Origin of the sequence: Streptomyces sp. PKU-EA00015 (assembly GCF_013387495.1) — a bacterium.
Classification (GTDB): domain Bacteria; phylum Actinomycetota; class Actinomycetes; order Streptomycetales; family Streptomycetaceae; genus Streptomyces.
The window spans coordinates 22,728-46,169 of the sequence record NZ_JABZEE010000017.1 but is presented as its reverse complement, the minus strand read 5'-3'; the positions used below and the strand labels follow the sequence as shown (position 1 = coordinate 46,169).

Sequence of the window (23,442 nt, the reverse complement as noted above, 5' to 3'; positions counted from 1 at the left end):
TGGGATGCTTCAGTAGCCTCTCTACCGTTTGATTAACCTCACCATGCCAGCTCTTCGCTTCTAGGATGGGAAGGATTTGGGTATCCCAGTCGAAGGCGAGCGCATAACGACAGCTGGCCTCACGCCCGCGATGCTTGTCAAGATCCGTGAGTTCAACCCTCCCCGAAGCGACCTTTGTAAGCAACCGCAGAAAGTTGGACTTTCCAGAATTATTCTGACCCGCCAAAAGAGTTACGGGGCCCAGGCGCCCACTAAACTGCATTTCATCGCCGAAGCTCCTGTATCCCATAAGCCCAAAACCGTGAAGAATAGTTTCTGCCATTTCCTCTCCTTCAACTGGCGGCTCAGCCCTGTCTCCCCGGCGCCATCGGTACGGCCGGTCGGACATGCCGAGAACGTACCGGGAACGCCCGGGCGGTGTACCGACTTTGGCCGGTGTTCTGCCCGGTTTGGGGTCGAGCGTGATCAGGCGGCCGCACGCTTGGCAGCAATTCGGGCAGGCTTGTCCCCTGCCCGAATTGTGTCCGAGTGGCCACTGGTCTTACTCGACGCGGGACCCGAGCAGGCGAGGTGGCTGGAGCCGTGGGGCCGACCGCCCCAGCCCCTGCCGGCCTTTCCCTGACGCTTTGGCGTTTGAGCTCGGTGCGCCGCCGCCCGGCCGGGGGCAGCCGGGCGAAGACAGGGGTTGCCCCGAGCCGGTGGCAGCGGCGCGCGCCGCGCTTGCGCGGCACCTTGATCATGTAGGGAAAGTGCGAGTTTACGAATGCCCGACCCCTTCGGCCCCGGGAGCCGAAACGATGCCGTGGGACGCTTGTCCGTGAACATGAGCACGAGAAGGGAGACCAGGTGACGCAGGAGGCCAGCCCTCGGGGAACCTTCCTGAGGATCGCCGATGCGGTGAAGTCGGAGATCGACGCCAACCCCGAAATGGTCCAGCTGCCGTCAGCGGCGGAGCTCATGCGGGACCACGGGGTCTCACGCGGGGTCGCGCTGCGTGTCTTTGGCGTCCTGGAGAAGGAGGGGCGTGCCGAGCGGGTGCCTGGGGGGCGGTGGCGCGTCGTCCGGCCGGGCCGGGAACGGGACCGCCGGCCACTGACCGAGCAGATCGCAGACGTGATCCGCACCGACGAGCTCACGGTGGGGGCGCAGTTTCCCAGCACGAGCGCTCTGGCCGAGCGCTTCGGCGTCTCACGGCCGACGGTGGCCAAAGCGCTCGACAGGCTGGAGGCAGCCGGCCTGCTGTCGGCGAGCCAGCAAGGAAAGCAGCGAACCGTACTGGCCCTGCCTGGCCGAGAGGAGCCTTCGTAGCGTGAGCAGCACGGGACTGACCGACTGGGCCTACCCTCTCGCGGAGTCGTTGCTCGCCGAGCCGCTACCCCGGCGGTGGGCGCACTCGCTCGGGGTCGCCGAGCGGGCTCGAATCATCGCCCCAATCCTGGGCGAAGATGCCGAGCTGCTGGAGGCCGCGGCGGTGCTTCACGACATCGGCTACTCACCCGACCTCGCCAAGACCGGCTTCCATCCCCTCGACGGCGCCCGGTACCTGCGGGACGTAGCCAATGCCGACGTTCGCGTGATCCGTCTCGTGGCCCACCACTCCTGTGCCTGGATGGAGGCTGAGGCCCGCGGACTGCGTGAGGAGCTTGAATCCGAGTTCCCCCGCGAGCGCACGGAGCTCTCCGACGCGCTCTGCTTCTGCGACATGAATACGACGCCGGACGGGACTCCGACGAATCCCGTCGACCGCGTGAACGAGATCGCGGGGCGGTACGGGCCCGACAGCCTCATCGGCATGTTCATCCGGCGCGCCGAACCGGAGATCCTGGCCTGTACCGCCCGCGTGCTCGAACGGGTCGCTGTAGTGAAGCGTCAGCCGATGTAGGGAGCCGTCCGCGTCCGGTCCATGGCGTGCTCGATACGGAGCCGCATCGTGGGGTGGATGTCGAGTCCTGCCAGGTCCGCTGGAGCAACCCAGCGGACCTGCGTCGTCTCGCTGCTCGTGCGCACGTCCCCGCCGATGGGCCGGGCGCGGAAGCAGATGCTGAACTGCTGGCGCGCCTCGCCGTCGTCGTAGAGCATCACGTGACCCGGGTCGGTGTAGATCCCGGACATGTCGACGACTTCGGCCTTGATGCCGGTCTCTTCCCAGACCTCGCGCACGACCGTGTCGCTGATGGACTCTCCGACGTCGTGGCCTCCGCCCGGGAGCGCCCAACGGCCGTTATCGGACCGCTGGATGACCAGCACCTCGCCTGCGTCGTTCTGCACGAACGCCACGACGGACGGCACGACTGAGTTGGCCGGCGGGGCGTCGGGGTCGTGAAGGTAGTCAATGCGTCCCATGCTCAAGCTCCCGTGAGGTCGTGATCCGTCACCTGGCGCGCGCGTCCCCAAGTCTGTTCGATGCTATTCGCGTACGTGTCGAAGAGGCCGCCGCCCGGCAGGCGCCGCAGGTGCAGGACGGGCGCCATGTACGCGCCGATGCCGTAGACGTGGGTGTTCACGAGCATCTCGTCGTCGGCCCGGAACAGTGAGTTGTAGAGCGTCGCGTCGTGGAGCCGGAAGCCGATGTCCGGGTGGCTCTTGAACAACGGGCGGTAGTTCATCAGTGCGTTGCGAATCTTGCCGTCCATGATCTGGTGTCCCTCGTCTATGCCGCGCTGCCGCACTGCGGCACAGTGGGGGTCCCCGAGCAGGATGCGCACCTGGGCGTTCCCCTGCACCTTGGCCTTGAGTAGGTCGTGAAAGAGCGGATCCTCCGAGAGCCACAGACCGGAGTAGACGAGCACGTCGATGTGCGACTGGGCCCGCCCGTAGATCTCCCGCCACAGGCCGGTGGGCACCATGTGCCGATGCGGGTAGACCGTCACGATCTCCGCCTTGCTCAGGTCAGACGCGCTTTCCACCGTGCGGGAGTCCTCCCACAGGGTCGTCACCTCGACTTTGAGCACGGAGGCGGTCGCGTACTGGTGCCGCCGGTACGGGACCTTCCCCTGCGTGATCCAGCGCTCAACCGTCTTCGGGTTGACCTCGATCGCTTCGGCCAGGTCCTGCACGGTCATGCCCTGGGCCAAGAGGGCGGACCGTAAGCGCTCGTTGGACATCTCAACCCCCGGTGGGACGTCTAGGGACTTCCTGACCGTAGCGAGATGACCCTCAGGTGTCCACGGGCGAGGTGAACAACGCCCCTCACCTGCATGGATTCTGATGGTGCGCCAAGAAGTCCCGGCGCGAAGATCGGCGAGTTCGCCGTCAAGCTTGACGGAACTCGATGCAGTACCTGTAATAGAGGTACTGCATCGGCTCGCAGGTCGATTGCGGTTCTCAACCACACCCGAGGGGCCTTCTTTGGGCTGCTCGGGAGCCTGCTCAACAACTCGACAGCGTGATCCGCCGCAGTACCACGGTCGTGAAGACGTCGGCCGAGGCGAGTGGAGACCAGCCGACCGAGACCGGACCCGCGTCACAACCGGGCCCCACACCCCGCGCAGGGGGACACGCCATCGGCTCTAAAGAACCGCGTGGCCGACATTGACGCCGCAAAACGCCCCGGGAACCAGACCTCCCCGGAGCCAGCGGCACCACGCGAATCGGAGGTCTGACGCACCACCCCAGCTGATCCGCCGTCTGCCGACGGCGGCCGGTTGCCTCCCCCGCCCGGCCGGCTCTTTGCCGTACGGGCGGGGCGTGGGGAGCTGGAATCCGCTGGCTCTACATGACCGCGCCGCCCGGAGTTGGAGCTCCGGGCGGCGCCTTACAGGCACCTGTGTGGAGGTCCCTGTGTTCACCAGTCTGACAGAGGCGGAGCGGGCCGAGCTGGCCCGGAAGGCCGCTGAGGCGAACAAGCGCAGTGCGGACAACGCCCGTGTGCAGGGCCGCCGGTGAGCGGCGAGCACGAGCGGGACGAGCGTCCGCCGCTTCCGGTGCGGCCCCCGCGTCCGCATCCGCATGCGGCGGCCGGCGGCCGCTGAACTGATCCGAAGTCCCTGATTCCCGACAACGGCGTGCGCCCCCGGAGTTGCAGCTCCGGGGGCGCTGTCGAGCCGTCCACCTGCTAGGGAGAACACGACTCATGAAGCACATCGCTGCACTTCAGGCGGCTGTTACCGCCGCTGAGTTCGACCGTGAGCCGACGGCTGCGGAGCTGGACGCGATCGAGCGGGAGATGCCGCTCATCGTGGCGGAGGTCGACCTGCTCGACGTCCAGATCGGTCTGCTCGACCGGGCGGCCACGGTGCTGGACGAGCGGCGGGTCCGCCGGGCCCGTAAGCGGGTCCTCGCGGCCCGCCGGGACCTCACGAATCGCGCCGCGACGGCGCTGACGGGTGGTGCCGCATGAGCGCCTCCACCCTCGCGGCCCTGAACGCTCCGCTGGTCGTCCTGCGGATGTTCAGTGCGGAGTACCCGCATCTCCCGGCGCCGGGAGTGTCGGTGTCCACGGTCTACCCGGAGCGGCTGGAGCTGTCTTTCCACGGCGACTTCGCCGGGTTCGAGGCCTGGCGGGAGGCCCTGGGGATCGCGCCCGAGTCTGTGAGCTACCACGAGCAGGGCGTTCACACGCGCGTCCTGAAGACGGAGACCGACTACGCCGGCGCCCGGCTGCGGCTGGTCGGCTACACCAAGATTCCCGCCTCTCCGGTGGTGCGTTCACGGGCGGAGGTCGGCCCGTGAACAGTGTTCAGATCCGTTCAGCGGAGAAGGCTCTATCGGTCGGCACGTGGCTGATCGTGGCCGGGGCGATGCTCTACTCGGTGCTCACGGTGACCCCGCTCATGGCGGCGCACACGCCCAAGAAGTGGGACTGGACGGCCCCGATTCTGCCGATCGTCGTGGACGCCGCGGTCGTCATCGTGGTCCGCCTCGACTCGGTACTGGCCCGCCTGGGCGGGCACGGCGGCCGGTGGCCGGCCGTGCTGCGCTGGATGACCGGCTGCATGACCCTCGCCCTCAACATCGCCGACTCCGCGCTGAGGAAAGACCTGGTCGGCGTGGCCGTGCACGCGGTCGCGCCGCTGCTGCTGATCGTCACAGCAGAGACCGGGCTCGCCTACCGGCGGGCCATCACCGCTGCCGTGGCGCGGCTGGAGGCCGAGCAGCGCGCGGAGCGGGAAGCCCGCGAGCGGGCCGCTGCCGAGCGACGTGAGGCGGCCGAGAAGCGGGCCCGCGAGGAGCGCGAGCACGCCGCGCTGCTGGCGCGGGAACAGCGCGAGCACGAAGCAGCGCTCGCCCGTGAACACGCTGAACGCGAGGAGCGGACACGGCGTGAGGAACGCGCGGAGCGGGAGGCGCGGGAGCGGGCCGAGCGGGAGGCCCGTGAACACGCTGAACGGCAGCGTGAACAGCTTGAGCGCGAGCGTGAACGCCGTGAACGGGAGGCCGCTCAGCGCCGCGAGACCGAGCGTCGGGAGCGCGAGGATGCCGTCCGCCGTGAACAGCGGGAGCGGCAGGAGCGGGCCGAGCGTGAACGCGCCGCACTGCTCGCCGCCGGGCCCGCCACGGAGAAGCTGCCCGAGGGCCGCGCCCGGCAGATCGTCCACGCCGCCTACGCCACCGGGCTGCCGGTGCGCACGGCCGCGGAGCTGTGCGGCTGGTCCATCGGCTGGGTCTCCACCCGCTACCAGGAACTGCGCGACACCACCCCGACCGGCCCGCGTGCTCTGGAAGGAGCCGCCTCGTGAAGCTCTCCCCGAACACCGCCCCGGTCGAGCCAGGTGACCTGCTGATCCGCCTGCACAACCAGTTCGGCGCCGCCGTCGACGTCACCGGCCGCCAGCACGGCCAGGCATCGCGCTGGGACTGCCACGGCTGCGGCGAGCAGTCCGAGTTCCCCCTGCTGGACAGCCTGTTCATGACCCGCGCCAAGGCCAACAAGCACGCCGCCGCCTGCCGGGCCGCCTACCACCGGCTCGGGTGATGGCCGCGCTGCCGGTCTACCGGTGGCGGCTCGCCCCGGACGGCTACGCCACCTACCGCCAGCTGCGCGCCCTCGGGCTGCGGCCCGGCGGGCAGGACGTCGCCGCCGAGTTGCAGCACCCTCGCCGCCGCCGGGGCCCGCTGGTCGCCTACCTGTACCGGATCGACCAGGCCAAGCCAGTCCGGCCCATGACGCCAGCGAAACGGGCCGCTTTGGCGAAGGCGAACGCCGCACAGCTCATCTGCCCCAACTGCCGCCGGGATGTGGGCTATCGCATCCCGCGCTCGCACGGCATGTGCGGCACCTGCATCCACCACGAGGAACAGCGCGCTGCCTGACCACATGCGCAAGCCCCGAACGCGTTGCTTTGGCCGGCAGCGTCCGGGGCTTGCTGATCTCCCGTGAAGGAGTGCACTTAGCATGACGGACACCACCATCACTCCGGAAGCGGCCACCGAGGCCGCCCCAGAGCCCACACCACCCCGCGCGACGCCGGACCAGACGAACACCTCGGCTGCCGAGGTGGAGCACACGCCGGGCGGTTGGCCGGTCGTCCCGCTCGCGGTGACCGGCACGAACGCCACCACGTCCCTGCTGGCCGCTGCCGCGCTGGTCGGCGGCCCGGCCGCTCTCGCCGTGGCCGCCACCGGCGCGGTCGTCCTCGGCACGGCAGCCGCCGCCCGCAACCGCCGTGACCAGCGTGGCCAGGCAAAGACCCGGAACGCTGCCCGGACGAGCACGAAGGCCGAGGCAACTGCGCCCGGCAGCAGCTCCCGCCCCAGCGGCGGGCGGGTGCCTGGGCAGTCCCGTCACGGGAACGCCGGCACCACGAAGGCCGCTGGTCGCGGCCGGGGCAAGTCGCCCCGCAGCGCCACCGGTTCCGCCGCCGCATCCGCCGGGCGGACGCAGGGACTGAACCGTACCGGCCGTAAGGGATCCGCCGGGTCGCCGTCCGCCTCGTCGGGCAAGGCACGCGGCACGGTGGACCAGATCAAGGCACTGCGGGAAGCTGCACGCCAGTCCTCGCCATCGCGGGCCGCCCGCCGCAACGAGACGACCGGCGCCCGCCGTTCGCTCGCCGACGCGCGACGTCAGGCCAAGGCCGACCGTCGGTCCGGGAGCCTGGCTGGTAAGGGCCCGATCGGCCGGGCCGTGGGCAAGGCGGCCGGCCGCGTCGGGAAGGCACGCGGGGCGGCGATAGAGCGGGCCCGGAAGGCGCGCGACGCGCGGGCGGCCGGGCAGGTCGCCGCCGAGCGCGATCAGGCGCGTAAGGCACCGGCCCGCAAGAAGGCGCGCAAGGCGCTGCTGCGGTCGGCGGCCCGGTTCCAGCGCCGCCGCCTTCTGGCCGCGCTGCTCGCCGGTGCGCTCGGGCTGGTCGGGCTGATCACGTCCCCGATCGGCTGCAAGCTCGGGCTGCCGTGGCTCATCCATCCCGGCCGCCGCCTCTACGCCCGGCTGATGCGCACCGCCGACGAGCAGCGCACGGCCCGCGACGAGGCCATTCGCGCCGCCCTGCAGGACGACGAGGCCGCCGCCGATGCGGCGGCCGAGAACAGCGACGGCACCGAGCAGATCGGGGACCAGGTCGAGCGCCCGGCCGGTGTCGTGCCCGCCGCACCCAAAAGCAGCACGACGAGTGAGGGAGAGATCGTGTCCGGTTTCCGGTTCGAGGACTACGCGGCGGAGATGGAATCCGCCGCTCAGCAGTACGACCCCGAAAGCGCCATGGAGATCCTCGCCATGGTCGAAGGGCTCCCCGCGGCGCTGACCTCGGTGGCGAACGTGATGCGGATCCTCGCCGAGCGCGCCGACTCCGAGTTCCCGCTGGAGAAGGAAGTCGCGGACGGCTTCAACGACATCTTCGGCGCCGTCATGAGCGCTGTCGCGGTCGCGGAGGACATGGGCCCGCTGTTCCGGCAGGCCCACGAGCAGGACATCGCCCGCCACGAGGACCCCCGCAACGGGCCCGAGGCCGAGAAGGGATGGAACGTCTGACATGAGTGCCACCACACAGGCCAAGTCGGGGCCGGTGTGGGACTGGGCGGCCGGTCACGGACCCGTGACCGGCGCCATGTCCGCCACCACCGGATGCCTCGCCGTCGCCACCACCGGAGCCGCCACCGGCATGCCCCCCGGCTGGGCACTCGCCATCGGCGCGGCCGGCGCGATCGGCCACACCGTCACCAGCCTGCGCGACCGCCTCTCCGCCCGCACCATCGGCATGCGCGCCGCCTCATGGCTCGTCGGTGCCGGGTGGACCACCTGGGCCATGACCACCGGCCCGCTGTCATGGGCCGCACTCGGGTCGCTCGCCACCTTCGGCGTCGGGCTGGGGGCCGCCGCCCGCGCCACCCTCCTGCGCGAAGAGGCGATCGAGCTGGAGGCCATCGCCGTCCATGAGCGGCAGGTCGCCCGAGAGCTGTCCGCGGAGCGGCGGGCGATCGCCGCGGAATGGATCGACCGGATCCATCGCGTGTGCGGCATCACCGTACGCGTGCTCGCGGTCGAGCAGTGGCCCGCCGGCACCGGGTTCACCATCGACGCCGAACTCCCGCCCGGCGGCACCACCTACGACAAGATCGCACAGCACGCCGCGCAACTCTCCGCCGACGCGCGACTCCCGCACGGCTGCACCGCCACCGCCTCCCAGGGCATCGACCAGGGCCGCGTCCTCATCGACGTGACCACGGTCAACGTCCTGGCCGCCGAGGTCACCTACCCCACCGACTACGGCCCCCTGTCCCTGCACACCGGGATCCCGTGGGGGCTGCGGACGAACGCGGACGAGATCCGCGCCTACCTGCGCGAGCAGTGCGCCCTCGTGGTCGGGCCCACGGGTTCCGGCAAGACGAACATGGTCCACACGATCCTCGCCGGGTTCGCCCGCGCCACCGACGTGTTGACCTGGGTGATCGACCTCAACGCCGGATCCGCCGGCCTGCCCTGGATCCGCCCCGCGCTCGACAGCAGCGGGCAGACCACGGACGGGATGCGGCCGGGTGTGGACTGGCTCGCCTCCACGCACGAGGAAGCCGCGCTGATGCTCGATGCGGCGGTGCGGATCGCGAAGCACCGCAAGATGGCCTACCAGGACCTGCTGTCCAAGGCGAACACGGACCTGCTGCCGATCAGCGCGCAGATTCCCCAGATCGAGATCGTGATCGATGAGGGCGCGGAGATCCTTGCCGCAACCGACCGCCCGTCCAAGGCCCTGGCCGCGAAGATCCTGGAAGTGATCCGGATCGCCCGTGCCATGGGCATCCGCACCGTCCTGACCGCCCTCGGAGCCACCGGGGCCGTGCTCGGAAACCTGATGATCCGCCGCGAGGCCAAGGTCCGCGTAGCGCTGACCGGCGGCGAGACCGAGGGCATGGACCTGGGCAAGCAGTTCCCCGGCTCCCGCGGCCTGCGCATCGACCAGGCCCCGTACAAGGGCGCCGGGTTCATGGGCACCCCAGAGTCCCCGGCCGCGCTGTTCAAATCGTGGCGGATCCTGCCCAACCAGATCCGCGACATCGTCGCCGCCACCTCCGACCGGCACCCCACGCTCGATGCCACGTCGGCCAAGGCAGCCGGACCGGACTACGCACGGCGCTGGGACAGCGCCCGCACCGCATGGATGCGCGACGACGCCCCCCAAGGGCGGAGCGCCGAGACCGGCACGGCGGCGCAGGGGTTGAACCTGTCCGCCCTACGCAGCGAGCAGCGGCCGGCCGGGCCGCTGGACGAGGACGCGCTCGCGCGGAAGTTCCGCGAGCAGATCGACGCCCAGTTCGCCACCGCCCCCGAACCCGGCGCCACCGAACCGGACGCGGGCACCGAGCAGCTGCCCACGACAGCAGGGCTCAACCTGTCCGCCCTACGCGGCGAGGAGGACAACGCCGCGCGGAACGCGGCGCTCGCGCTGCTCCTCGCCGCCGGGCCGGACGGGACCGGGGCATCCGCGATCGCCCGCGCGCTCGCGGACGAGCACGGCACTACCCGGCAGACCGTCGTCGGATGGCTCAAGACATGGACCGAGGACGGCACCGCCGTCCGCGTCGGCACCGGCACCAAAGCGCGCTACGTCCACCACCGCCACGCCCCCCAGGCGTGAGCGCTTGTCGCTTGTCGTGCCGCCCGTGAGAAGGCCCCTGGACGGCTCTGTGAGGGCCGGAAACGGCTTGTGACCTGCAAGGCGACAAGCGACAAGACAAGACAAGCGACAAGCCGCACGACAAGACAGACGACAAGCGCCACGACAAGCAAGGCACCGGGCAGCACCCCGCCCCAGGGGTGCTGCCCGCCGTCGTTGAAGGGACCCCGTTGTGCACTCCGAAACCGCGTACGAGATCACCACCATCCCGCTCCAGCCGTCTCCGACGCACGGGGCGATGCTGCCGCACGAGATCCCGCCCGGGGTCCAGCTCGTCACCCTGCCCGGCGGCATCCGCACCCTCGCCTACACCCAGCCGCCCGCCGTACCCGCGCCGCAGCCGATACCGGTCGCCGCGCCGATTCCGACGTGGGCCAAGACCACCGCACTCCTCACACCGACGATCGGGGGCGGCGTCGCCGCCGCCGGCATCGGCCTCTCCTACGCCGCACCGGGACTGATCGCCATGAGCCAAGCCCTGTGGGCCGCCGTCGCCCTCATCGCCGCCGGAGCCATCGCCCTGCCCCTGCTGCTCGGCATCGGCCGACGCAGCACCGGCCGGGCGGCACCGGCGCGCATCACGCAGAACATCACCGCCACCGGCCTCTTCGGCAAAGCCACCGGCACCATCAACCACCACTGAGGGAGCTTCGGCATGGCCGTGACCGTCTCGCTCGTCGTCCTCTTCGGACTCTGGCTGTTCGCCCTGCTCCGCTCCAGGACCCTCGGCTGCGGCTCCGCCTTCATAGCGGCCGGGTTCGGGTTCTTCCTCGCCTCCACCGGCGCCGCCGAACTCATCAACCAGCTCGCCGCAGCCGTCATCAACGCCATCCCCCACCCGTGAACCACTCGCCGATCCACAGAGGAGAACACCACATGGTCAACGACACCGATGACGACGACTTCGCCTGCGGCGAAGGGCACTGCATCTGCTACTGCACCGGCACCCTGCACGCCTGCGGATGCGACTGCCCCCACTGCCCCTACTGCCAGCAGCAGCCCGACGACTGCGACTGCACCGACTGACCACCCACCGCAGAGGGCGGCCCCATCCCTCGCCAAAGTTCGGGGCCGCCCTCGCCTACCAGCACTCATCACAGAACTGGAGACATCCAGCATGACCCATGACCCCCGATCCGCGCTGCTGCCCGCAGCGCTGGACGCCGCCGCACGGGGCTGGCCCGTCCATCCCCTGCGGCCGCACGGCAAGCGCCCCGCGCTGCACGGTGAGAACGCGTGCACCGGCCGCGGCCACTGCGCGAGCGGGCACGTGAAGTGGGAGCAGCGGGCCACCACCGACCGCGCCCGCATCGAATGCTGCTGGGCCGTGGCCGCGTTCAACGTCGGCATCGCGACCGGCCCGGCCGGGCTGCTCGTCGTCGACCTCGACATGCCCAAGGACAAGAGCAGTTCGGACACGCCTTGCGGCGTGACGACCTTTGAGGCGCTCTGCGAGCGCGCCGGGCAGCCCGTCCCCACCACCCGCACGGTCCGGACCGCGCGCGGCGGGCTGCACCTGTACTTCCTCGCGCCGGACGGCATCCGGCTGCGGAACACGCAGAATGCGCTCGGGCCGAACATCGACACCCGCGCCTGGGGCGGCTACGTCGTCGCCCCCGGCAGCACCACTCCGCAGGGCATCTACGAGGTCGCCACCGACGCGCCTGTCGCACCACTGCCGGGATGGCTGCTGGACGCCCTCACCCCGGCACGGGCCACGCAGCCGGTACGGCTCGCCGCTCCGCGCTGCGGCAACCGGCTCGCAGACGCAGTACTCGAGCGCGAGACCGCCGCCGTCGCGACCTCACCAGAAGGCGGCCGGAACACCCAGCTCCTGACCAGCGCCCGCGCCGTGGGCCGCTTCATCGCATGGGGCGACCTGCCCCGGCACGTGGTCGAGGAGGCTTTTCAGGGGGCTGGCGAGGCGGCCGGCCTCGAACCGTCCGAGTGCCGCGCCACCATCCGCAGCGCCCTGAACTGGTCCATCCGCACCGCCCGACCGCGGGAGACGGCATGACCGCGCAGCCCGACGCCCCCCTGAAAAGCCTCACCGGTCACCCCTCCGGCCCGACAGCCGCCGAACCGGCCGCCGCCGCGCCCGGCGGTGGTGCGCCGAAGGTCGTCGCCCGTCAGGGCGTCCATTCTGCTGTTCGCCCTGACCAGCACGCGGGAGACGCCCGGTACCCCGTCGCGTGGCTGCACATCACTGCACCCGGACGCGGAGCGATCCCCACCGCCACCTCGAAGTGCGCGTGCGGCCGGGACCGCAGCGCGGTCGGCCACCGCAAGGTGCACGAGCTGATCGCCGACCACGCCGCCCACCGATACCTCTGCCCGCTCCGGAGCTTCCAGGAAGGGAGGACCGCCGCATGACCAGCAACACCCCGCCCGCGCCGTCCATCGACGGAGCAGCGCTGCTCGACGAGGTGGAAGCGTTCCACCGGCGCTTCAACGTCTTCCCGACCGAACACGCCTACGTCGCCGTGACGCTGTGGGACGCGCATGCTCACCTGATCGACGCGTTCGACGGCACCGCACGCCTCGCCTTCCTCAGCCCCGAGCCGGGCTCCGGGAAGTCTCGCGCGCTGGAGATCGTGGAGACGCTCACCCCGCGCGCGGCGACCACCGTCAACGCCTCCGCGAACGCGCTGTTCCGGCTCGTGGAGGCGGACGGAGGGCCTCCCACGCTGCTCTTCGACGAGATCGACACCGTCTTCGGCCCCAAGGCCGGCGGCAACGAAGAGGTCCGCGGGTTCCTCAACTCCGGCTACCGGCGCGGCGGCAAGTCCCTGCGCTGTGTCGGGGACGGCTCCAACCAGAACGCGGAATGGTTCTCCTCGTTCTGCGCGGTCGCCATGGCCGGGCTCGGCTCGCTGCCGGACACGATCCTGACCCGGTCGGTCATCATCCGGATGCGCAAGAAGGCCCCGAACGAGAAGGCCGAACCGTACCGCCGCCGCGTCCACGAGAAGCAGGGCCACGCCCTGCGCGACCGGCTCGCTGACTGGACGGCCACCATCCACGACGAGATCGCCGAGGCGTGGCCGGAGATGCCCGAGGGTGTCACCGACCGGCCGGCGGACGTGTGGGAGCCGCTGCTCGCGGTCGCCGACGCGGCCGGCGGCCACTGGCCCGAGCGCGCCCGCGCCGCCTGCGTCGCACTCATCAAGTCCGCCCAGGAAGGCAACGAAGCCTCCCTCGGGGTACGGCTCCTGACCGACCTGCGCGACCGAGTGTTCTGCGGCGCAGACCGCATGCCCACCGCCGCCATCCTCGAAGTCCTTCTCGGACTGGACGACTCCCCGTGGGCGGACCTGACCGACGACGGCAAGGCGCTGACTGCCCGCGGCCTGTCCAAGCTCCTGAGCCAGTACGTCCGACCCGACAACACTCCGATCCGACCACGCGGAATCCGCGTCGGCAGCGGCACCCCGAAGGGCTACTACGCGGAAGACCTGAGCGACGCCTGGGCCCGCTACTGCCCCCCTCCCCCCGAAAAGTCCGCAACATCCGCAACATCCGCAACACCGCAGGTCAACGGGAGTGAATCTGTGGCGGAAGACCCTTCCGAGAGCCGCCACATGCTCGCGGAAACCGACACACGCCAGCTGCGCATCGTCGGCTGACCAGCCGCGCCCGATAGGTGCCGCCGCGCCCCGCGCGGCGGCACCTATCCGCAACATGACCGCCATCCGCCACAGATTCGAGCCGCTGACCAGCAATGTTGCGGCGTGGCGGATGTTGCGGATTCCCCAGAAGGAAGCCCACGCCCCGCGCCACCGCCCCGGAGGCAGCAGTGAGTTCTGTCCTGCCCGCCACTCACCGAGCGCTCACGGTCCCGGAAGTCATGGACGCCCTGCACCTGAGCCGCTTCAAGGTCTACGACCTCATCCGCTCACGCCAACTCAAGAGCATCAAGATCGGCCGGTCCCGGCGCATTCCTGCCGACGCACTCCGCACTTTCATCGAGCACCAGTTGGAGGAAGCTGCCTGATGGCACGCAAGAGGAACCCGAACGGCGCCGGCAGCATCTGGCAGCGCAAGGACGGGCGGTACGAGGCCCGGGTGTACGTCCCCCAGCCTGACGGAACCCGCAGGCGTAAGACGGTCTACGGAGCCACCTGGGACGAGTGCGACGCCAAGCGGCAGGAGCTGGTCCTGCGGGACCGGCAAGGTGTGCCCACACCGACGCGCTCGGCCAAGCTCTCCGAGTGGCTGCCGTACTGGCTGGAGGAGTTCGTCAGGAACGACCGCAAGAAGACGACGTACGCCAAGTACGAGACGCACGTCCGGCGTTACCTCATCCCGCACATCGGCTCCAAGCGCCTGGAGACCCTTGGAGCAGCGGACGTACGTCGCATGCTCACGGCTGTAACCACACAGACGTCGGCGGCCACGGCCAAGGAGTCCCACCGGGTCCTGCGCAGCGCGTTGACGGCCGCCTGCCGAGAGGAATTGATCAGTAGGAACGTGGTCAAGCTGGTCCCCGCGCCGCGGGTACAGCCGCGGGAGCTCAAGCCGTGGGACCTGGAGCAGACGACGACCTTCCTGGAGGCCGCGAGGAAGGATCCGCTGTACACAGCGTTCGTCCTTGCAGTCGCGCTCGGGCTGCGGCGGGGAGAGATCCTTGGGCTGCGCTGGTCGGATATCGACCTCGAACGCCGGACGCTCACCGTGCGGAATCAGCTCCAGCGCGTGCAGAAGGAGCTGTACGAGGACAGCACCAAGAACCGCCGTACACGAGTCATCCCCATCCCGCTGATGTGCGTGGCTCCGCTGCGGTGGCAGCGGCTGCGCCAGGCCTCACAACGCCTCGCCGCCGGGCAGAGCTGGCACGACAGCGACTACGTGTTCACGACTCGCACCGGACGCCCGGTGGAGCCGAGGAACCTCAGCCGATCGTTCGAGCGCATCTCAGATGACACAGGGCTCCCCCGCATCCGGCTGCACGACGCCCGGCACGGATGCGCCACGCTGCTGTTCGCCGCTGGGGTGCCGGCGCGAGTGGTGATGGAGATCCTGGGGCACTCACAGATCGCCGTCACGATGAACATCTACACCCACGTGTCGGACGACAACCGGCGCGAGGCGATGGGTCACATGGACCGGCTCTTGCGACGTCGCCGCCGGTCAGGCTGAGGGACTGCCGTCAAATCCTGCCGTCAACGCCCCCGCAGCGGCTCGCTGCGGGGGCGTTTCGGCTGGTGGGCGCGGACGGTTTCGAACCGCCGACATCTGCTTTGTAAGAGCAGCGCTCTACCCCTGAGCTACGCACCCGTGGATGAGGCCACAGCCTACCTTGCGCACACCCCCCACCTCCAAACCCATGGGCGACCGGGGGCCAGCCCCACCATCGACGCGGTGGGCCGCCGCATCGAGACCTGGGCGGAGGGCTCGTAGCGTGGGCGCATCAGCCGTGCCACCTGGGGGAACGATCGCCATGTCCGTCATCCGTCATCGCCCTGCCCGCGTCGCGCTCGCCGGCGTGGCCGTTCTCGTCGGCATCCTCGGGGTCAGTGGGTGCGGGAGCGCCGATGCGAAGGAGGCGCCCGTGGAGCGGAAGGCGTTCGCCTTCGGGGGCAAGGCGCTGACCATCGACGCCGACGACTCCGCACTCGAGATCGTGCCCGCCGACATCGACGACGTGCGGGTCACCCGGCAGGTCGACGGGTGGGTGATGTTCGGCAGCGGGCCCTCGGCCTCGTGGGGCATGCGGGACGGGACGCTGACGCTGGAGGTGACCTGCGAGGCAGTCGCCAGTGACTGCGAAGCACGGCACAGCGTCAAGGTGCCCCGTGACGTCGCCGTCACCGTCGTCGACGACAACGGGAGCGTCACCGCCGACGGGTTCACCACCCCGCTGAAGATCACCTCCGACAACGGCAGCGTGACCGTACGCGACTCCAGCGGGCCGCTCACGCTCGGCAGCGACAACGGCTCCATCGTCACGGAGCGTGTCACCTCCAGGACCGTCACCGCCACGTCCGACAACGGGTCCGTACGGCTCGGGCTCGGCGCCGTGCCCGAGCGGGTCGAGACCGTGAGCGACAACGGACGCATCGACATCGAGCTGCCCGCTTCCGGCGCTCCGTACGCCGTCAGGGCCGAGAGCCGCAACGGCGACGTGGACATCGCCGTGCCGACCGACGACGACAGCAGGCACATCGTCACGGCACGCAGCGACAACGGGAAAGTCGTGGTGCGCAGCATGAACTAACGGGCCCGTGTGTTCGTCCTTCTGGTGGGAGTATTGACCGGAACGGGCACGGCGGACACGGCACGGGAGAGGCATGTGACGGCGAGACACGCGCGGCCGCACCGCAAGGCGCGAGCGAACGCCGTCCGGGACGTGCGGGACGCCCTCGCGCTGGTGCTGCTGCCGCTGCCGCTCCTCGCCGCCGCGCTGCCGGCGGCCTTCGCCGCGGGCGGCACGCGGCGCTGGTTCGGCGGGCGCGGCGAGAGCCAGCGGGCCGACGCCCAGGCCGCGAAGGACGCGGCGGCGGCTGCGTTCTACGAACTGGACAGCGCCCAGCGCGACCTGCGGATCTCGATCGAGACGATCAGCGCCGTGGACAGTTCGCCGGGTGCTCGCCGCGCGGTGGACGACTTCGCCTCGCTGGGGCGCCGTATCGACGAGGTGAGCCACACCTACATCACCGCCGTCGACGCGCATGACCTCGACCGGGACGATCTGGAGGCGTCGGTCGCCGCCCGGGCGCGTACGGAGCTTCACCGGGCCAAGGACGAGCTCGTACGGGTCAAGGGCGAGCTCGACCGGTTCGCGCAGGGGCTCGGGCCGCTGCTCGACAAGGCGGAGACGCAGCTCGCCCGGCTCGCGCCCGCCGTGGAGCGTGCGCGACAGGCGCTCCTCTCCGCGAGCAATGCTCTCGATTCGGTGCGCGGCTCCGGATTGAGAGCGGACGACCTCGCCGGCCGGCTCGCCGCCCTCGGCCCCGAGCTGACCAAGCTCAACGAGGGCGCCGGCCGGCACGGCGTCACCGAAACGCTCCAGCGCGCCGACCGCGTGCTGCGCGATGCCGAGGCGGTACGGGCCGAGGCCGAGCGGCTGCCCGAGCGCGCGGCCGAGATCGACCGGCGCCTGGTGTCCCTGCGCACGCGTGCCCAGGCCCTGAGCACCCGCGCCGATTCCGTCAAGCCCGTCCTCAGCGAGCTGCGGCGCCGTTTCTCGGCGGAGTGCTGGCAGGACCTCCAGCCCGTAACCGAGCAGGCCGCCGTCGGCCTCCGCCGGGCGGAGGAGAAGCTGAAGGAGGCCGGCAAGGCGCGCGAGGAGCAGCGCTGGCCCGACGCCACCGCCCTGCTCAGCACGGTTCGCGCCCTGCTCAACGCCACGGACGAGGCCGTCTCCGCGGCCGGCGGCCGTCTTCGGCGGCTCAACGCCGTCGCCAAGGATCCGCAGCAGGAGATCGAGCGGACCCGGTTCGCGATCCGTGACGCCCAGCGGCTGGCCATGACCGGTCGGAACACCCCGGACCCGCGCCACGCCCGGCCCCTGGACGACTCGGTAGCCCGCCTGGAGCAGGCGGTCTCCGGGCTGGAGGGCCGCCACCCCGACTACTGGCACTTTCTGCAGGAGACGGAGGCGGTGCGGCGCACGGTCGCGCATGTCGTCGAGCGGATCCGCGAGGAGCGCGGCGGCGGCACCGGCCGCCTCTGACCCGAGCACCGCTCGCCCACGGCCGGCGGCGGCAGCGTAAGGGGCCCGGCACCAACCCGCGTCCGACCCTAGCGCCGCTCGCCCACGGCCGGCGACGGAAGGTGCCCGGCCGCGTACGCGCCCGCCCGGGGCCCGGGCTTGTAGCGCCCGCGACCCGGGCGGATCCTGAAAGCCGGGGCACGCGTACGGACGAAGGAGGCCGGTGATGGCCGCAGGACACGTACTGCACCCGAGAGCCGGAGACCGGGCCCACCGCCGCAACCGCATCAAGCTCGACGAGCATCTGCCCGTCGACCACCGGCTGAGCCGCTTCTACCGCATCGGCGCCGGGCTCATGGGTCTCCTGCTGGTGGCCTTCGGCATCCTGGGGCTGATCGACCGGATCGGCTTCTTCGACACCCGCGGGGACACCGTCGCCGGTCTGAACACCAACGGCGCGCTGAGCGTGCTGTCCGTCGCGGTCGGGCTGCTGCTCTTCGTCGGCATGGTCGTCGGCGGCAACTTCGCCTCGACCGTGAACATGGTCCTCGGCGTGCTCTTCATCGCCAGCGGGTTCGTCAACCTCGCCCTCCTCGACCGCAGCTTCAACCCGCTCGCCTTCCGCATCCAGAACGTGATGTTCAGCTTCGTGGTGGGCGTGATGCTCATGTTCTTCGGGATGTACGGAAGGGTCAGCGCGACCCTGCCGCACGACAACCCGTACTGGAAGGCCCGCCACCCGGAGGAGGCCGAACGCGAACAGCGGGCCAGGCGCCGCCGTGAACTCGCTGAGCAGCGGCCGCAGCCGCCGCTCCGCGGGCCCCGGTAACCTGAGCGCATGCCGCGTTATGAATTCCGCTGCCGGTCCTGCGACGACACGTTCGAGGTGAGCCGGCCGATGGCCGAGTCGTCCGCTCCCGCCAGCTGCCCGGCCGGGCACGACGACACGGTCAAGCTGCTGTCCGCGGTCGCCGTGGGCGGCACGAGGTCAGCAGGACCGCCGCCCGGCGCCGGTGGCGCGGGCGGCGGCGGTGGGTGCTGCGGCGGCGGCTGCTGCGGCTGACGCCGAGACGATCCACGACACCGCTCGCCCCGGCTGCCGCCAACGGGCCCTCCCGGCCGCGTGGTCAAAGCCGCGGCCCGGGGCCCAGCGACGCAGCACCGCCGGCACCCGGCGTCCGGCACCCGGCGTCCAGCACCCGGCGTCCGGCACCGGGCGTCGGCGTCCGTCCCTCAGGCTTGACGCCTACCCGGCCGTCAGCCGGGCGTGTCCCCCGAAGCGGCGCAGGATCTCCTCGCCGGCCGCCACTCCCGCCTCGGGGAGCGCCTCCACGTGGGGGGCCGTCCAGCCGGCTTCCGCCAGTTCGCCGTGGGCCGGGCGCCAGGCGCGGTCGGCGCACAGGAGGAGGTCCGCGTCGAGCAGGGAGTCGCCCGCGGCCAGGGTGAGGCGGGCGCCGGTGCGGCGTGCCACCTCGCGGACCGCCGCGCTCTTGGTGAGCGGCTTGGGGACCGCGTAGATCTTGCGGCCCTGGAGCGACACGGACCAGCCCCGTTCCTCCGCCCAGCCGCTCAGGTCCTTGAGCCAGCCCTCCGGCAGCAGCGCGCGCTCGATGACGAGGTAGGCGAACAGGTCCTCCGCGACCCGTTCCTTCCTCAGCCATGTGGGGTCGGACGCGGCGGACAGGTGGGCGCGGATCTCGGCCAGCGGCGCGCACTCGTCGGCGAGCCGCATGTCGACGGCGTCGCGCCAGTCGCGGTCGCTGACGCCGTCGACGAGCAGGTGCCCGCCGTTGGCGCAGATCGCGTACCGCGGCGTGGCACCGGGCAGGCTGATGCGCTGGTACTGCTTGCGGGTGCGGGTGGTCGTGGGGACGAAGACCGTGTCCTCGGTGAGGCGGGCGAGGAGACCGGCCGCCGTCTCGGTCATGTACGACAGGGGCTTGCGCTCGTGCACCTCGACGCACAGCAGCCGTGGCGCCTCCGCGTCGGGCATGGTCAGCGCGAGGGCCGCGTTGGAGTAGATCAGCGTACGGTCGAGGTCGCTGGCGACGAGGACGCTCACTGGCCGGTCACCGCCCTGCCGTCGGCGCCGGTGGCGCCCCGCGTGTACTTGGGGTGGATCAGCCCTACGCAGGTGTAGGGGAGGTCGTCGACCTCCTCGACCGGTACGCCTCTGTGCTCGGCGAGCAGTCGTACGTGATCCAGGTCGGCGCCCGCGCCGCGCTGGGCGAGGATCTTCCAGGGGACGCGGCGCAGCAGGACGCGCGTGGTCTCGCCGACGCCGGGCTTGACGAGGTTCACGTCGTGGATGCCGTACTCCTCGCTGATCCGCTCGACGGCCGCCCAGCCCTCCCAGGTGGGGGCGCGGTCGGCGGCCAGCAGTTCCTTGACGTCGGCGTCGACGGCGTCCATCACCTCGTCGAAGCGGGCGGCGACGGTGTCGAGGAAATGGCCGGAGACGTCGGCGGAGGCCAGTTCGCGGTAGAACTTCGCGCCGTGGAAGTCGTCGGGTCCCACCAGGTCCGCACGGAGCACGGTGCGGGATATGAGGCCGGAGACGGTGGAGTTGAGGCAGGCGGAGGGGATGAGGAAGTCCTCGCGGGTGCCGTAGGTGCGCACGCAGCCGCCCGGGTCGGCGAGGACGGCGATGTCGGGGTCGAAGCCGTCGAACTCGCGCAGTGCCTCGGCCAGTTCGCGGGTGATGGCGCCCTTGCCGGTCCAGCCGTCGACGAACACGACGTCGGCCGGGTCGTGGTGGGCGGCGAGCCAGCGCAGCGCGTTGGCGTCGATGCCCCGGCCGCGCACGATGGAGACGGCGTAGTGCGGGAGGTCGAGGCCATGCCGGTGCTTCGCCCAGCGGCGCATCAGGACGCCGACGGGCGTACCGGCGCGGGCGAGGGACACGAGGACGGGGCGGCGCTCGTGAGGGTGCCTCCCCGTCCGCTCGTGGGGGTGACTCCCGGGCCGAAGGCGCTGGGGGAGCTCCGCGAGGACGGTCTCGGTGACGGTGCCGACGGCCCGCGCGATCCGGGCCGCGGAGGTCTCGAGCGCGGCCTTGAACAGCGCCTGGTACTCCTCGCTCGGCTGGTACTCGACGGGCAGGGACTCGGCGTAGTGCGCGCCGCCGCTCTGGATGGCCTCCTCGCGCTCCTCCGTGGGCGCCTCCAGTTCGACGTCCGACAGGTCCTGGAGCAGCCAGCCGACCTCCTCGGGCGCGTAGGACGAGAAGGCGGGTCCGCGGAGCGGCTCGGGCAGCATGGAGGCCCTTTCGGGTGCCGGGGGTGCCGGGGGGACGTACGAGGGGACCACCGCGAGCAGCACGTGCGGTGTGTGGGCCGCGAGGCGGGCGAGTAGCCCGTCGGGGCCGTGCAGCTCGGCGGTGTCGGCGGTGGAGTCGACCACCGCGACGACGGCGTCGAAGCCGCCGCCCGCCACGTTGTAGGCGTAGCGCTCGCCGGGGCCGTCGGCGGGGTCGTCGTGGGCCGGGAAGACGAGCCGGGTCCGTATCGCGTAGCCGGGGTCGTCGACGGCGAGGACGGGCGAGCGGGTGGTGGTGGAGTAGGACACGTCGGCGTCGGCGTGCTGGTCCAGGGCGACGCCGATCCGCAGCGGCGCGTACATCAGCTCCTCGAAGCCGAGGACGAGCACGCGGCGGCCGGTGCCGCAGGCCTCGCCGAGCGCGTCGGCGATCCGCAGCGCCATGGCGGGCAGTTCGGCCTCCAGGGCGCGCCGGTGCTCGGGGGTGAAGCCGTGGCGTCCGCCGTCGGGGACGCCGGCGGGCCAGTCCAGGTCGATGCGGGTGAGGCGGCCGGCGGGCGCCGGGGCCGGGCTCGTGGCGGGGGCCGTGGGCTCGTGCTCCGCGACGAGCGCCCGGCCCTTCTCCAGGACGCCCTCCGGCAGGCGGACGGTGCCGGAGGCGAGGGACACGAGGTCGACGCGCGCGCCGATCTCCTGCGCGAAGGCGGTGAAGCGCCGCCGGTCCGCCTCGGCGCGCATGTCGACGAGCGCGACGATCACGTACCGCTTGCGCGGGAAGCGCTCGTGGAGGTCGCGGATGGTGTTGAGAACGGTGTTGCCCGTGGAGAACTCGTCGTCGACGAGGATCAGCGGGCCGTCGCCCGCCAGCAGCCGCGGGTCCTCCGGCAGCAGCAGGTGCGTGGTGGCGTGCGAGTGGGACTCCTCGAACCCGCCGGCGCGGGCGACGCCGTCGACGGGGCGCCGGGTGGAGTGCAGATAGGGCGCGAGGGCCACACCGTCCGCGACGGAGTGGCCGAGGCCGGTCGCGGTCTCCGCGTAGCCGAGGACGACCGCGCGGCGGGACGCGGCGTCGCCGAGCAGCTCGCGCACGCGGCGGCCGAGGTCGTATCCGCACTGCCAGACCACGCGCGGGTTCTGCGGCACGTGCTTGCCCAGCACGTTGGACACCAGCAGGTGTGCCCGCTTGGGGTTGCGGCGCAGGGCGAGGCCCAGCAGTTCGGGCAGCCGTTCGTCCCCGTCGAGTCCGACTCCGAGCCGGTCCGCGACCCAGCTGCCCGACCACACCACGCCGTCCTCCTCCTTCGTCATGAGTCCGCGACTCCCGCCCGCAGCAGGTCCACGAAGCCGATGTCCTCCTTGGCGACGCCGAAGACCTCGGCGCGCTGGAGCGTCCGCTCCGCCCAGGCGCGGTGCGGCTTCACCTCGTTCATCTTGTTCGTGTACGCGGAGCGCAGCACGCCGCCCCCTCCGCGCTCGGGGCGCAGGAGGTCGCAGGCGTCGCTGTACTCCTCGTGGCTGACCACGGACAGGGCGTGGACGGGCAGCACATGGGAGGGGTGGATGCAGGTCTTGCCGAGCAGGCCGTTGGCCCGGTCGAGCTCGATCTCGCGCAGCAGGCCGTCCATGTCGTGCTCGATGAGCGCGGTGCGCAGCTCCTCGGCCCGCCCTTCGAGGAAGGGGCTGCGGCGCAGCTGGGGCTTGAACATGCGCTCCTGGGTGGGGAAGTACTCCCACACCGGGCCGGTGATGGTGAACCCGGTGCCGTCGGAGCGGCCGAGCACGTTGACCACGTCGGCGATGACGGAGGTGACGATCCGTACGTCGTACGCCGTCATGTCGGGCGAGCGGCGCAGTCCGTACGCGGAGCAGAAGTCGGTGACGCCGAGGCGCAGGGCGAGGACGCGGTCGCGGTACTTGTCGACGGTGCGGGAGATGCCGACGAGCGTGTCGGTCCTGCTCTCCAGGTAGAGCAGCTCGGGCGACTCCAGGACGGGCATCGCGAACAGCCGGCGCCCGCAGGCGGCCTCGGCGGTGGCGAGCGCCTCCAGGAAGGGGACGCCGCGCTCCTCGGTGAACTTGGGAAGTACGAATCCGGTCAGCAGCCGTCCCGCGGGTCCCAGACGCTTCACGAGGTCGGTGATCTGCTCCGGGAAGCGGACCCTGATGAACAGCAGGGGCACCTCGCCGCCGCGTGCGTCGAGGTCGGTGAACTGGCGGACCAGGTTGGCCTCGGCCGCCTCCACGTCCGCGTCGTCGATGGAGTCCTCCAGGCACAGCACCATGGACACGACGCCCCGGCCGGCCTGCTTGACCACGTCGTCGGCGAGCCGCGGGCGGGTGGCCGGGCTGTAGAGCGTGGCGCCGAGGCCGGCGGCGAGCATCCTGGCCGGAGAGCCGGCGTCGAATTCGCACGGCTGCTGGTGGAAGAGTCTCGCCTGGACCGCGGGCGGGACCTGCCCGAAATGACGCATCTACATCCCC

The 23,442-nt window shown here is 71.3% G+C and carries 27 protein-coding genes and 1 tRNA gene; 21 read left to right on the top strand and 7 right to left on the bottom strand.

Going from position 1 to position 23,442, the window contains the following annotated elements; genetic code table 11:
• On the bottom strand, positions 1-322 hold a 322-nt coding region (locus HW130_RS35375; protein ID WP_218183527.1), incomplete at its 3' end, for a hypothetical protein.
• Between the two features lie 524 nt (positions 323-846).
• Here HW130_RS35375 and HW130_RS14700 point away from each other — a divergent pair.
• On the top strand, positions 847-1,308 hold the full coding sequence (locus HW130_RS14700) for a GntR family transcriptional regulator (RefSeq protein ID WP_177150007.1): 462 nt from the start codon (positions 847-849) through the stop codon (positions 1,306-1,308).
• A gap of 1 nt (position 1,309) precedes the next feature.
• The gene (locus HW130_RS14695; protein WP_177150006.1) at positions 1,310-1,882 is read left to right on the top strand and encodes an HD domain-containing protein; all 573 of its coding nucleotides are present in this window, start codon (positions 1,310-1,312) and stop codon (positions 1,880-1,882) included.
• Here HW130_RS14695 and HW130_RS14690 read toward each other — a convergent pair.
• Together HW130_RS14690 and HW130_RS14685 are read right to left on the bottom strand one after the other, a co-directional pair.
• Complete coding sequence (locus HW130_RS14690) at positions 1,870-2,343, bottom strand: NUDIX hydrolase (protein ID WP_177150005.1); 474 nt, start codon at positions 2,341-2,343, stop codon at positions 1,870-1,872. The two genes, HW130_RS14695 and HW130_RS14690, sit on opposite strands and share 13 nt — an antisense overlap.
• Before the next feature lie 2 nt (positions 2,344-2,345).
• Positions 2,346-3,104: a helix-turn-helix domain-containing protein gene (locus HW130_RS14685; RefSeq protein ID WP_177150004.1), complete on the bottom strand. Its 759-nt coding sequence runs from the start codon at positions 3,102-3,104 to the stop codon at positions 2,346-2,348.
• A 968-nt stretch (positions 3,105-4,072) separates the two neighbouring features.
• Here HW130_RS14685 and HW130_RS14680 point away from each other — a divergent pair.
• The 15 genes from HW130_RS14680 to HW130_RS14610 all read left to right on the top strand — a co-directional run bounded on the left by HW130_RS14680 (position 4,073) and on the right by HW130_RS14610 (position 15,188).
• Positions 4,073-4,339, top strand: coding sequence for a DUF6284 family protein (locus HW130_RS14680; protein WP_177150003.1), 267 nt, complete (start codon positions 4,073-4,075; stop codon positions 4,337-4,339).
• Positions 4,336-4,671, top strand: a complete 336-nt coding sequence (locus tag HW130_RS14675) for a hypothetical protein (protein ID WP_177150002.1) — start codon at positions 4,336-4,338, stop codon at positions 4,669-4,671. Before HW130_RS14680 ends, HW130_RS14675 begins: the two co-directional genes overlap by 4 nt.
• Positions 4,668-5,678 carry a DUF2637 domain-containing protein gene (locus tag HW130_RS14670; RefSeq protein WP_177150001.1) on the top strand — a complete coding sequence of 337 codons (1,011 nt, stop codon included), beginning with the start codon at positions 4,668-4,670 and terminating at the stop codon, positions 5,676-5,678. Before HW130_RS14675 ends, HW130_RS14670 begins: the two co-directional genes overlap by 4 nt.
• Positions 5,675-5,914, top strand: coding sequence for a hypothetical protein (locus tag HW130_RS14665; protein ID WP_177150000.1), 240 nt, complete (start codon positions 5,675-5,677; stop codon positions 5,912-5,914). Before HW130_RS14670 ends, HW130_RS14665 begins: the two co-directional genes overlap by 4 nt.
• Positions 5,914-6,252, top strand: a complete 339-nt coding sequence (locus tag HW130_RS14660; RefSeq protein ID WP_177149999.1) for an RRQRL motif-containing zinc-binding protein — start codon at positions 5,914-5,916, stop codon at positions 6,250-6,252. The genes HW130_RS14665 and HW130_RS14660 overlap by 1 nt, the downstream gene beginning before the upstream one ends.
• Positions 6,253-6,334: 82 nt before the next feature.
• Positions 6,335-7,909 carry a hypothetical protein gene (locus HW130_RS14655; RefSeq protein ID WP_177149998.1) on the top strand — a complete coding sequence of 525 codons (1,575 nt, stop codon included), beginning with the start codon at positions 6,335-6,337 and terminating at the stop codon, positions 7,907-7,909.
• A gap of 1 nt (position 7,910) precedes the next feature.
• On the top strand, positions 7,911-10,010 hold the full coding sequence (locus HW130_RS14650) for a hypothetical protein (protein WP_177149997.1): 2,100 nt from the start codon (positions 7,911-7,913) through the stop codon (positions 10,008-10,010).
• A 211-nt stretch (positions 10,011-10,221) separates the two neighbouring features.
• Positions 10,222-10,692 (top strand): hypothetical protein, encoded by a 471-nt coding sequence (locus HW130_RS14645; RefSeq protein ID WP_177149996.1) that lies wholly within the window; start codon positions 10,222-10,224, stop codon positions 10,690-10,692.
• A gap of 12 nt (positions 10,693-10,704) precedes the next feature.
• A complete protein-coding gene (locus HW130_RS14640; RefSeq protein WP_177149995.1) occupies positions 10,705-10,893 on the top strand; it encodes a hypothetical protein in 189 nt (62 codons plus the stop codon).
• Positions 10,894-10,925: 32 nt separating this feature from the next.
• Complete coding sequence (locus HW130_RS14635; RefSeq protein WP_177149994.1) at positions 10,926-11,075, top strand: hypothetical protein; 150 nt, start codon at positions 10,926-10,928, stop codon at positions 11,073-11,075.
• Positions 11,076-11,166: 91 nt separating this feature from the next.
• On the top strand, positions 11,167-12,066 hold the full coding sequence (locus tag HW130_RS14630; protein WP_177149993.1) for a bifunctional DNA primase/polymerase: 900 nt from the start codon (positions 11,167-11,169) through the stop codon (positions 12,064-12,066).
• Entirely contained in the window at positions 12,063-12,422 is a 360-nt protein-coding gene (locus tag HW130_RS14625; protein ID WP_177149961.1) for a hypothetical protein, read from the top strand. Before HW130_RS14630 ends, HW130_RS14625 begins: the two co-directional genes overlap by 4 nt.
• Positions 12,419-13,675, top strand: coding sequence for a DUF3631 domain-containing protein (locus tag HW130_RS14620; RefSeq protein WP_177149992.1), 1,257 nt, complete (start codon positions 12,419-12,421; stop codon positions 13,673-13,675). The genes HW130_RS14625 and HW130_RS14620 overlap by 4 nt, the downstream gene beginning before the upstream one ends.
• A gap of 170 nt (positions 13,676-13,845) precedes the next feature.
• The gene (locus HW130_RS14615) at positions 13,846-14,043 is read left to right on the top strand and encodes a helix-turn-helix domain-containing protein (RefSeq protein WP_177149991.1); all 198 of its coding nucleotides are present in this window, start codon (positions 13,846-13,848) and stop codon (positions 14,041-14,043) included.
• Positions 14,043-15,188 (top strand): site-specific integrase, encoded by a 1,146-nt coding sequence (locus HW130_RS14610; RefSeq protein WP_177149990.1) that lies wholly within the window; start codon positions 14,043-14,045, stop codon positions 15,186-15,188. Before HW130_RS14615 ends, HW130_RS14610 begins: the two co-directional genes overlap by 1 nt.
• A gap of 63 nt (positions 15,189-15,251) precedes the next feature.
• Here HW130_RS14610 and HW130_RS14605 read toward each other — a convergent pair.
• Positions 15,252-15,326, bottom strand: a tRNA-Val gene (locus HW130_RS14605).
• Positions 15,327-15,489: 163 nt separating this feature from the next.
• Between HW130_RS14605 and HW130_RS14600 the strand changes: the two genes are divergently transcribed.
• From HW130_RS14600 to HW130_RS14585, 4 genes are all read left to right on the top strand, one after another.
• Positions 15,490-16,266 (top strand): DUF4097 family beta strand repeat-containing protein, encoded by a 777-nt coding sequence (locus HW130_RS14600; protein ID WP_177149989.1) that lies wholly within the window; start codon positions 15,490-15,492, stop codon positions 16,264-16,266.
• A 75-nt stretch (positions 16,267-16,341) separates the two neighbouring features.
• A complete protein-coding gene (locus HW130_RS14595) occupies positions 16,342-17,724 on the top strand; it encodes a hypothetical protein (RefSeq protein WP_177149988.1) in 1,383 nt (460 codons plus the stop codon).
• 205 nt (positions 17,725-17,929) lie between these two features.
• Positions 17,930-18,532: a DUF4383 domain-containing protein gene (locus HW130_RS14590; protein ID WP_177149987.1), complete on the top strand. Its 603-nt coding sequence runs from the start codon at positions 17,930-17,932 to the stop codon at positions 18,530-18,532.
• A gap of 9 nt (positions 18,533-18,541) precedes the next feature.
• Positions 18,542-18,766, top strand: a complete 225-nt coding sequence (locus HW130_RS14585; RefSeq protein ID WP_177149986.1) for a zinc ribbon domain-containing protein — start codon at positions 18,542-18,544, stop codon at positions 18,764-18,766.
• Positions 18,767-18,949: 183 nt separating this feature from the next.
• On the opposite strand, the gene HW130_RS14580 is transcribed toward HW130_RS14585, so the two are convergent.
• From HW130_RS14580 to HW130_RS14570, 3 genes are read right to left on the bottom strand one after another with little or no spacing between them, the layout of a single operon-like run.
• Complete coding sequence (locus HW130_RS14580) at positions 18,950-19,765, bottom strand: HAD family hydrolase (protein WP_177149985.1); 816 nt, start codon at positions 19,763-19,765, stop codon at positions 18,950-18,952.
• On the bottom strand, positions 19,762-22,269 hold the full coding sequence (locus tag HW130_RS14575) for a phosphoribosyltransferase (RefSeq protein WP_177149984.1): 2,508 nt from the start codon (positions 22,267-22,269) through the stop codon (positions 19,762-19,764). Before HW130_RS14575 ends, HW130_RS14580 begins: the two co-directional genes overlap by 4 nt.
• Entirely contained in the window at positions 22,266-23,432 is a 1,167-nt protein-coding gene (locus HW130_RS14570) for an HpcH/HpaI aldolase/citrate lyase family protein (protein WP_177149983.1), read from the bottom strand. The genes HW130_RS14575 and HW130_RS14570 overlap by 4 nt, the downstream gene beginning before the upstream one ends.
• Positions 23,433-23,442 lie beyond the last annotated feature (10 nt).